Raw genomic sequence first — 8,281 nt, 5'->3', positions numbered from 1 at the left:
TATCTTGCAGCAAAAAACAATCACTCTCATATAGTAAAACTGCTGCTTGCAAAAGAAGCAGATGCCACAGATGTTTTTCAACATGCAATAAGATTAAATGATAAAAAGTTAATAAAGCTATTACTTAGAGAGAGAGGAAAATAGCTGATAATAGGATGAAAAAATACAGCAATGTTATCTACATTAGTGTTGTAATATGTGCAATAGGATTATTAGAGAATCACTATCAAGTTTCTCAGTTTTAATTTGCTCTATTTCGTCGTATTCTTTTCCATCTTTGTAGGACAGTATGCCCTTAGGCTGCACGTTTCCATTACCTTTAATAAAGGCCTCACTCTCTTTTGTGCTAAAAGTTTCAACAATCTTTTCCACTAACCAACTCTCAACGTCAACAAATGCATCATCAAGTAATTTTTGTGTGATCTGTGGTTGAGCGTATAACTCATATGTTGTGATGCTAATCTTATTTATTTTTGGTGTACTAGTATTTTCCATAAAATTATATCTAGGATCACCTGCATCTGTTATATCACCACTCCAACCAGCGAATGCCTTACTATTGCCTTCTATAATATAGTCTAAGGCTTCAGTTGAAATTTTTTGGTGAGAGCATATCTGCCTCATGGGTAATAAATCATTAATATTCTTATGTATGCGTTTTAAAATATGTGGAGCAACAAGGTATCCTCCACTAGTATCATTCTCTGAACTCAAGGATTTTTCATGCAGTCCCTCAGTTATGCCTTTACGCAGATAATTAGCAAAATACTTATCTGTTAAATCTAAACTGCTTATTTCAGGCCTCTGAGCTACAGTTTCCAGTAAATTAATCCGTTCTTTGCAATCAGAAACAGTGTTATTTATTTTCTGTAATTGCTCTATTGTTGCAGAATCAGCATATCCTTTATTTTCGATTTCTTTTAATCTACGATCATTGATAAATTTAAACTGCTCCCATGATGAAGCGAGTTCGTTAATACGATGAGTAATATCTGTAAGTGATATAATAGCCTCCTAAATTGAATTGTTAAAATTGAAATTTGCTGCAGAATTGCAACAAGACTTAAAAATTTTTTAAGATTGGATTAGAACCAGAAACGATTCTAAAAGAAATTATTCTTATAATATACTTTAATCAGCAATCTGTCAAGCATAATTTAGAATTTTTTTCATGACTAACGGATTTATTACTTGATATTAGATTTAACTTTTGTTACTATTGTATTATACTATTAACTGTACTAGAGGGGTAATTTATGCATGATCAAAAAGATTTCTACCAAACATTAAAAGATATACTGGATAATCTTGATAAGGACGGAGACTTAAATAAATATAATATAGTTGAAAAACTTGAAGAACAATTAGAAAAAGCAGACAAAGTATTGTGTGAGCAGTGGAAGAAAGCTGGATCTAATGTGAATCACAATTTTGAATTAGCAGATCACAGACACTTTTCCTTGTGGAACATTGCTAGTCAAGTACAATTTACCAATGTAGAAAAAGTTTTAAAAGAAAGAATAAATTTTCAATTAGAAGAGGATATAGAATACAAAATACTAGAATACATACTGTGTGATCTTAATAATGATAAAAACCTAAATAAAGATAATATGGTTGAAAAAATAAAAGGACGATTAAAAGAAGAAAACAAAGCACTGTATAAAACGTGGAAGAAAGTTGGATTTAGTACTAATCATTATTTTAAAACTGCTAACACGTCAAACTTCTTTTCCTTGTTTGGTATTGCTGAGAAAGAAGGTTTTACAAAGATAAAAGAGATTTTAGAAGAAATAAACGCAGAAATTAGCAAAAGAGAAAAAGAACGAAAATCAGTATGCACTGAAAATGAATTTCCAATATTAAGATTCATACTGCATACTCTGAATAAGGATAAAAGCTTTAATAAAGATAATATAGTTGAAAAATTTGTTGGAAAATTTCAAGAACTATTAAAAAAACAAAAAGAAGTACAATTAAAAAAAGAATATAAAGTATTGTATGATCAGTGGGAGGAGGCTAGATTTGATCTGAATCATTTATTTCAATCAAATCATTTTAAACGTTCCTTGTTGCACCTTGCTGCTATATATGAGTTCACTAATATAATGGATACTTTAATACAAAACAATGTAAACGTTAACATATTAGATCATAACAGTAGCACTCCTTTATTTTTGGCTGTTTTGTACGAGAGAAAAAATGCTGTAAAAATTTTAATAGAGAATAATGCAGATGTTAATATTAATAACTCCTTAGGTTTCAGTCCTTTTTATCAAGCTGTTATGAAGAGGCATCCAGAAATTGTAAAGTCTTTAATAAATCATGTGTATGACATCCATGAATTGGACGCTTATGGTCGTACCCCTTTATCTTATATTATGCAATATACAGATGACGGTAGTAGAGAAATTAAACGGCTGTTAGTAGATCGTATTGCAGAATTAGAAATTTTTAAACTTGATGTTACTGAGCATCTTGCATTTAAGCAAGATAAGGAACTCATAGGTAGTAACAAATCGTTAAAAGATATCTACTCACAAAGTAGAGAAAAGTATCTTCTTAAAAAGAATGATGAATCACTTCAAGCATCTGTTTCTGCTGTTATGGAGAATGTTATTGAAACTAAAATTTCAGATGTTCAAATTGCAGGAGAGCACAAAGGCTGTATAATACAATAAATGTAGGTGGCAGTTCTTGCAACCATATTTTTACTTTATTTCTCTATCAGTAAATTAATACTTCTATGATGAGCGCCTGAAGCGTTTAGCGGCAAACTTTTTATTTGTAATTTAAATTTCTTGCACCGTACTTTTATTTATTAGAAATTATATGTTAGTTATATATCTTAATAAGATAATAAGTTTATAATTTACTTTTAATAAAAAAAATTGACTTTTTAATTATTTTATTTAATAATTAAAATATTGATCACACTAAAGAGTAAATTATGGAACACTACCAATTGAAATTAATATTAGATTCTCTTAATAAAAAGAAAAATTTAAGCAAGGATAAAATAATAAAAACACTAAAAGCAAAATTAAAAAGAAAAGGTAAAACTGAATATGATAGGTGGCAGGAAGTTGATTTTGACGTAAATCATTTATTTCAGACTGATAGTATAGTATGTTCTATAGGAGCGTTACTACACTTTGCTGCTGTATGGAATCATACCAATATATTAATAGCCTTAACAAAAGAAGATAATGTTGATCTCAACGTAACTACTGAGAATGAATGGACTCCTTTGCATTTTGCTATTGTACTTGGTAACACTAATATAGTAAGAGCTTTAATACGAGCTAAAGCAGACATAAATAAAGCAGATAAAAATGGACAAACTCCTTTGCATTTTGCTACTTTAAGTGGTAAATATTGGATAACAAAATATTTGATAGATAAAGAAGCTAATATTAATGCAATTGATAAGCATGGACATACTCCTCTGACTCACACTGAAAGCTCAAAAATTAAAAACTTATTAATACATTATATTATAAAATCAGAAAATTTTCATCCAAATACTACTAATAACGATGGATTTAAGAAAAATAAAGAATTCATAGAAGGAAATGAATTGTTAAAAATACAATATTTAGAAGATAGAAAACATTTCATTTTTATTCGTAATAATAAACCTTTAATTAAGCTGTTATCTAAACTTCATAGTAAAAACTTAAAATATATGATGTCTTACGATCAATTGGTTGAATTTGTTTTTTCAGAAATTAACAGGCTTTTACATTCTGTTTCTGATGTATCAGTGATAGTTGGTTGTAGTGATTTAGAACATAAGTGTAAAACTACGCTTGACTATCTTAATCTGGAAGACAAAGTTAAGCATAAAAGATCTTTTGATTATCTTGACCTAGAAGACAAGAATAAGTACAGTAGACTTACACTTGACTATCTTGATCTAGCCTACAACACATACAATGGGTTTAAACTTAAATTAAAAGATCTGCTTCCTAATGTTAACAATCAGGTAATTAATTATAATAATTCAAAGCTTACTCCCCCAATGCTTCTTCAAACAGCGCTCGCTCGTGTTTTGAATGAGAAAATAAAAGAAGAAGAAGACAAAATAAAAGAAGAAAAAGTGGGAAGTCAGATTTCAGATATTAATATTGTAGAAGAGCACAGAAGTTGTTGTGTAGTATTGTAAATGTGAATAGTGAGGCTACATCTATTATAAAATACTAGAGCTAAAATTTACCTTTTTTATTTAACATTTCAATTAAATCTGATTCTTTAAGTTTACCATGGTCAACTTTACTAAACTTACTTACCAATGAATTCATTTGGCTATACTGCTTTATCAATAAATTTATATCTACCACACTAGTTCCTGAACCTTTTGCAATTCTTAACCTTCTTTTTCCATTGAGAATACTAGGATATTGCCTTTCTTTTGGTGTCATTGAATTAATGATAGCTATATATTTTTTAACTTTGCTGTCATCAAAACCACCTTGTTTTTTTAACGCACTACCAACACCAGGAATAAATTTCATAATTCCTCTTAGTCCACCCATTTTATTAAGAGTTTTAAGTTGCTCTGCTAGATCATTTAAATCAAACCTACCTTTTTTTACCTTTTGTTGTAATTTATCAATTTCCTCTTGTCCAATAATTTCTGCAGCTTTCTCTACTAAAGAAACAACATCACCCATATTAAGTATCCTTTGAGCGATTCTACTTGGGTGAAAGTCATCTAAATCACTTAATTTTTCACCACACGCAAGAAATTTTATTGGGCACCCAGTCACCATTTTCATTGAAAGAGCAGCTCCACCGCGTGAATCACCATCCACACGTGTCAAAATAATCCCAGTTATTCCTATTTTCTCATTAAAAATCTTGGCAGTATTAGCTGCATCTTGACCAACCATAGAATCCGCCACAAGAATTATCTCTGAAGGAGAGACTAATTCTTTAATGGTTTTTAGCTCATCCATCATATCCTGATCAATATGAAGCCTACCAGCAGTATCTAATATTAGGACATCATATCCATCATTTTTTGCTGTACTTAGACTTCTACGTGCTATTTCAATGGTTTTTTCGTTTGATACTATCGGCAAAGTATGTATATCTATTTGCTTTCCTAACATTTCAAGTTGTTTTTGTGCTGCTGGCCTATATATATCAAGAGAGGCGAGCATAGTTTTTTTCTTTTGCCTTTTTAATTTTAGTGCAAGTTTTCCAGAGGTAGTTGTTTTACCTGCACCCTGCAGGCCAACCATCATAATTACAGCAGGAGGTTTGACATTAATATTTAAGTCACTTTTTTCTGAACCTAAAATTGAAACTAAATTGTCTTGTACAATTTTAACTATCATCTGTGCAGGAGAAACACTTTTTATGACTTTCTCACCAATCGCTTTGTCTTTTATGCTAGTAATAAAATCTTTTGCTACTCCAAGAGCAACATCTGCTTCTATTAATGCCAAGCGAATTTCCCGCATACTACGATTAAAATCATCTTCAGAAATGAATGACTGAGATTTTAATTTATTAAATATTGAATTTAAACTATTAGTTAATGACTTAAACATATTAATATTAAAAAAATACTCATTATAAATAATGAAAAAATCGATGCAAAACTTACTGAATTGTAATTAAATACCTTTTTGCACTTAATTATATTCTTAGAGTATGAAGTAACAAGTAGCTTAGTCAAGCTCTGCAATGTAGCTATTACTATTTTCTTAGTATAAGAAATCAGCTTTTCAAGTAGAACCGCAAAATAAGAAATAAACATTCTAAATATCCAATCAATATCCATCCTAAAATTTACTCTTGGTAAAAATATCTGGCGTAAAAGTATAAACAATAATGTAGTACAGAATAATAAACTAAGTTGAGACAGTACGTTCTCTAGATTATATATTGAATATTTATTAAAAAGGTAAGGATAACCAGCAGCAAGACATATAAAAGATAAAATGATCATTGGTAAGTAAGAATATTTGCTTCTCCGTGCAAGTGATATCCTTAGTTTACTTTTAGCTATGAATATATAATAAAAAAATTTTAATCCTACGCTAGAATAAAATAAAAAGTTTAAAATTTTAAATAAGATTAAGTATAATCCGGTAGTAGCATTTTTCTCAGTAACACTTGCAATTGCGTATGATTTGCTGATAAAACCTATAGTTCCTGGAAATGCAGCCATTGAACATATTGCAACAAGTGAACATATAGCTTCAATTGGCATATACTTAAACAAACCACCTATACTATCAAAATTAGTAGCTTTTACTCTGATAATTACTGCATTAGCGACAAAGAAGAGTAAAGATTGATAGGTAACAGAAGCAATGATTTGCACGGTGATGCAAGAAATTCTATTTTCTGATAAGCTGAGCAATCCTCCAACTAGAATCAACAATCCCATTTGTCCAACAACGTTATAACATAAAAATCTATGAATATGTTTTTCAAGAGACGCAAATATAATCGCGTAAACTGCAGTAGCAAAACCAAAAAACATTAATACTTTAGAATATTCTGACAACAAGGCCTCCGTATGAACAAGCATAGCCAAAAATGAAATTTTAGTTGTAAATATTGAAAGGTAAATCACACTGTATGGTGATGCAGCTGGGTAAGCATCCACAACCCAGAAAGAGAAAGGAAAACATGCACAATTTATTAATAAGCCTATCATAATTAAACTTGATGAGCCTCCAAATTCTGAATAAGCAGCACCTACAAGCAAAATCATTCCAGCAAAAAGATGTGTACAAACATATCTAACAGCAGGTTCTTTATTCTTAGAAAGAATTAAGAATGCACTAAATACCATTAATTCAAAAAATACGACCATTAAAATAATTTTTTTAGACAAGATTGCAGCAATCGAACTTATAGTATAAAAGCCAAGAGAAAAAGTTTCAAAAAACGTTAGATTTTTAAGAGATAAGACTATAAGAAATGAAATAAATAAAAGATAACTTACCATTCTATAAATAGATAAATCTAAGCTTGTTATTTCTGTATTCAATAAGTTAAAAGCAAGGTTATTACCTTCAATAGATGCAGTATAAAATATAATTAGCAGTAATGAAATTAAAGTAAGCGATAATAAGGCTTTGCAGGATTGCATCTTACTTCTAGATCGATAAAAGGAAAATATTGAGTATTTTTGTCCTTTTCATAATAAAACTACCTTATAAATTTTGTTTGCATTATTGCCTAAGTTGCTTGGACTTTAGCTTGAATCGCTCTCATTCCTACTATATTATACCCTGAGTCTACATGCAAGACTTCTCCAGTAGTACCACTGCTTAGGTCACTTATTAAATATAATGCTGCTTTTCCTACATCTTCAATAGTAGTATTACGTCCCAAAGGAGAGTTTTCCTGATTCCATTTCAAAATATCATAAAAATCACCTATTGCAGATGACGCTAGAGTTCTTATAGGACCAGCAGAAATAGCATTAACCCTAATTCCTAATGACGGACCTAAATCACATGCCAAATATCTGACACTAGCTTCTAATGCAGCTTTACATAAACCCATAACATTGTAGTTAGGCATAACCTTTTCTGCACCATAATATGACATAGTTAATAAACCACCTCCACTATTCATTATTTTTACAGCTCTTCTTGCAAGAGATGTAAAAGAATAGCACGAAATATGCATGGAATTGAGAAAATTATCTAGTGATGTATCAATGTATCTACCCCTCAATTCATTTTTATCTGAAAATGCTATTGAATGCACTAGGAAATCACAACTACCCCATTCTTTCTCCAGCGTATCAAAAAGATTACCTATACTTTTTTCATCAACAACATTACACTCTAGTACAAACTTTTCATTAACATCAAATTCTTTGGCTATAGGTAGAATTTTCTTTTTTATTGTGTCATTTTGGCATGTAAATGCAAGCTCTGCACCATTCATAAAAAGGGTTTTTGCTATACCATATGCTATAGACCTATCATTTATCATACCAGTAATGATACCTTTTTTCCCTTTTAGCAATTTCATACCTCTTAAAACTCTCAAAATTCTTGTATTTTAAATAACTTAAGTGTGAACTTAAGTCAACATTAGAGCGTTAGATAAATTCTAAAGTTGTTTTATTTCATTTATAGGAAGGCCAGTAGATTCAGCTATCAAGTCAACAGGTATTCCAGCTTTAAGTAAATTTTTTGCAACTTCAATCTTGCCTTCAATCCTCCCTTCCTCTTTACCTTTCTGGTTAGCATCGTCGAGTTTTTGAGCGAGGATATTTTCTTCTTTCTGAAGATCTAAA

7 protein-coding genes and 1 pseudogene are annotated in these 8,281 nt (G+C 30.2%); 3 read left to right on the top strand and 5 right to left on the bottom strand.

From position 1 onward, the window contains the following. Positions 1 to 144: hypothetical protein (locus tag V6U76_RS05595; protein WP_408647421.1), on the top strand; the 144-nt coding region annotated here is incomplete at its 5' end. Between the two features lie 39 nt (positions 145 to 183). Here the strand turns inward: V6U76_RS05595 and V6U76_RS03510 are convergent. Beyond that, positions 184 to 990, bottom strand: coding sequence for a phage major capsid protein (locus tag V6U76_RS03510; RefSeq protein ID WP_408647420.1), 807 nt, complete (start codon positions 988 to 990; stop codon positions 184 to 186). Between the two features lie 266 nt (positions 991 to 1,256). Here V6U76_RS03510 and V6U76_RS03505 point away from each other — a divergent pair, with 266 nt between their 5' ends. Then, positions 1,257 to 2,681, top strand: a complete 1,425-nt coding sequence (locus V6U76_RS03505) for an ankyrin repeat domain-containing protein (protein ID WP_333023631.1) — start codon at positions 1,257 to 1,259, stop codon at positions 2,679 to 2,681. A gap of 269 nt (positions 2,682 to 2,950) precedes the next feature. After that, positions 2,951 to 4,168 (top strand): ankyrin repeat domain-containing protein, encoded by a 1,218-nt coding sequence (locus V6U76_RS03500; RefSeq protein ID WP_333023629.1) that lies wholly within the window; start codon positions 2,951 to 2,953, stop codon positions 4,166 to 4,168. Positions 4,169 to 4,208: 40 nt separating this feature from the next. On the opposite strand, the gene ffh is transcribed toward V6U76_RS03500, so the two are convergent. From ffh to V6U76_RS03480, 4 genes and pseudogenes are all read right to left on the bottom strand, one after another. Continuing rightward, positions 4,209 to 5,561, bottom strand: coding sequence for a signal recognition particle protein (gene ffh, locus V6U76_RS03495; RefSeq protein ID WP_333023627.1), 1,353 nt, complete (start codon positions 5,559 to 5,561; stop codon positions 4,209 to 4,211). After that, positions 5,546 to 7,117 (bottom strand): proton-conducting transporter transmembrane domain-containing protein, encoded by a 1,572-nt coding sequence (locus tag V6U76_RS03490; protein ID WP_333023625.1) that lies wholly within the window; start codon positions 7,115 to 7,117, stop codon positions 5,546 to 5,548. Before V6U76_RS03490 ends, ffh begins: the two co-directional genes overlap by 16 nt. Positions 7,118 to 7,206: 89 nt before the next feature. Next, positions 7,207 to 8,013 (bottom strand): enoyl-ACP reductase FabI, encoded by an 807-nt coding sequence (locus V6U76_RS03485; RefSeq protein ID WP_333023623.1) that lies wholly within the window; start codon positions 8,011 to 8,013, stop codon positions 7,207 to 7,209. Positions 8,014 to 8,094: 81 nt separating this feature from the next. Continuing rightward, a pseudogene (locus V6U76_RS03480) lies at positions 8,095 to 8,281 on the bottom strand (Rpn family recombination-promoting nuclease/putative transposase); the annotation flags it as partial.

Origin of the sequence: Wolbachia endosymbiont of Pentidionis agamae (assembly GCF_036711655.1) — a bacterium.
In the GTDB taxonomy this organism is placed as follows: domain Bacteria; phylum Pseudomonadota; class Alphaproteobacteria; order Rickettsiales; family Anaplasmataceae; genus JAZHPY01.
Note: the sequence above shows the minus strand (reverse complement) of the source record. Positions and strands in the feature narration are given on the sequence as shown.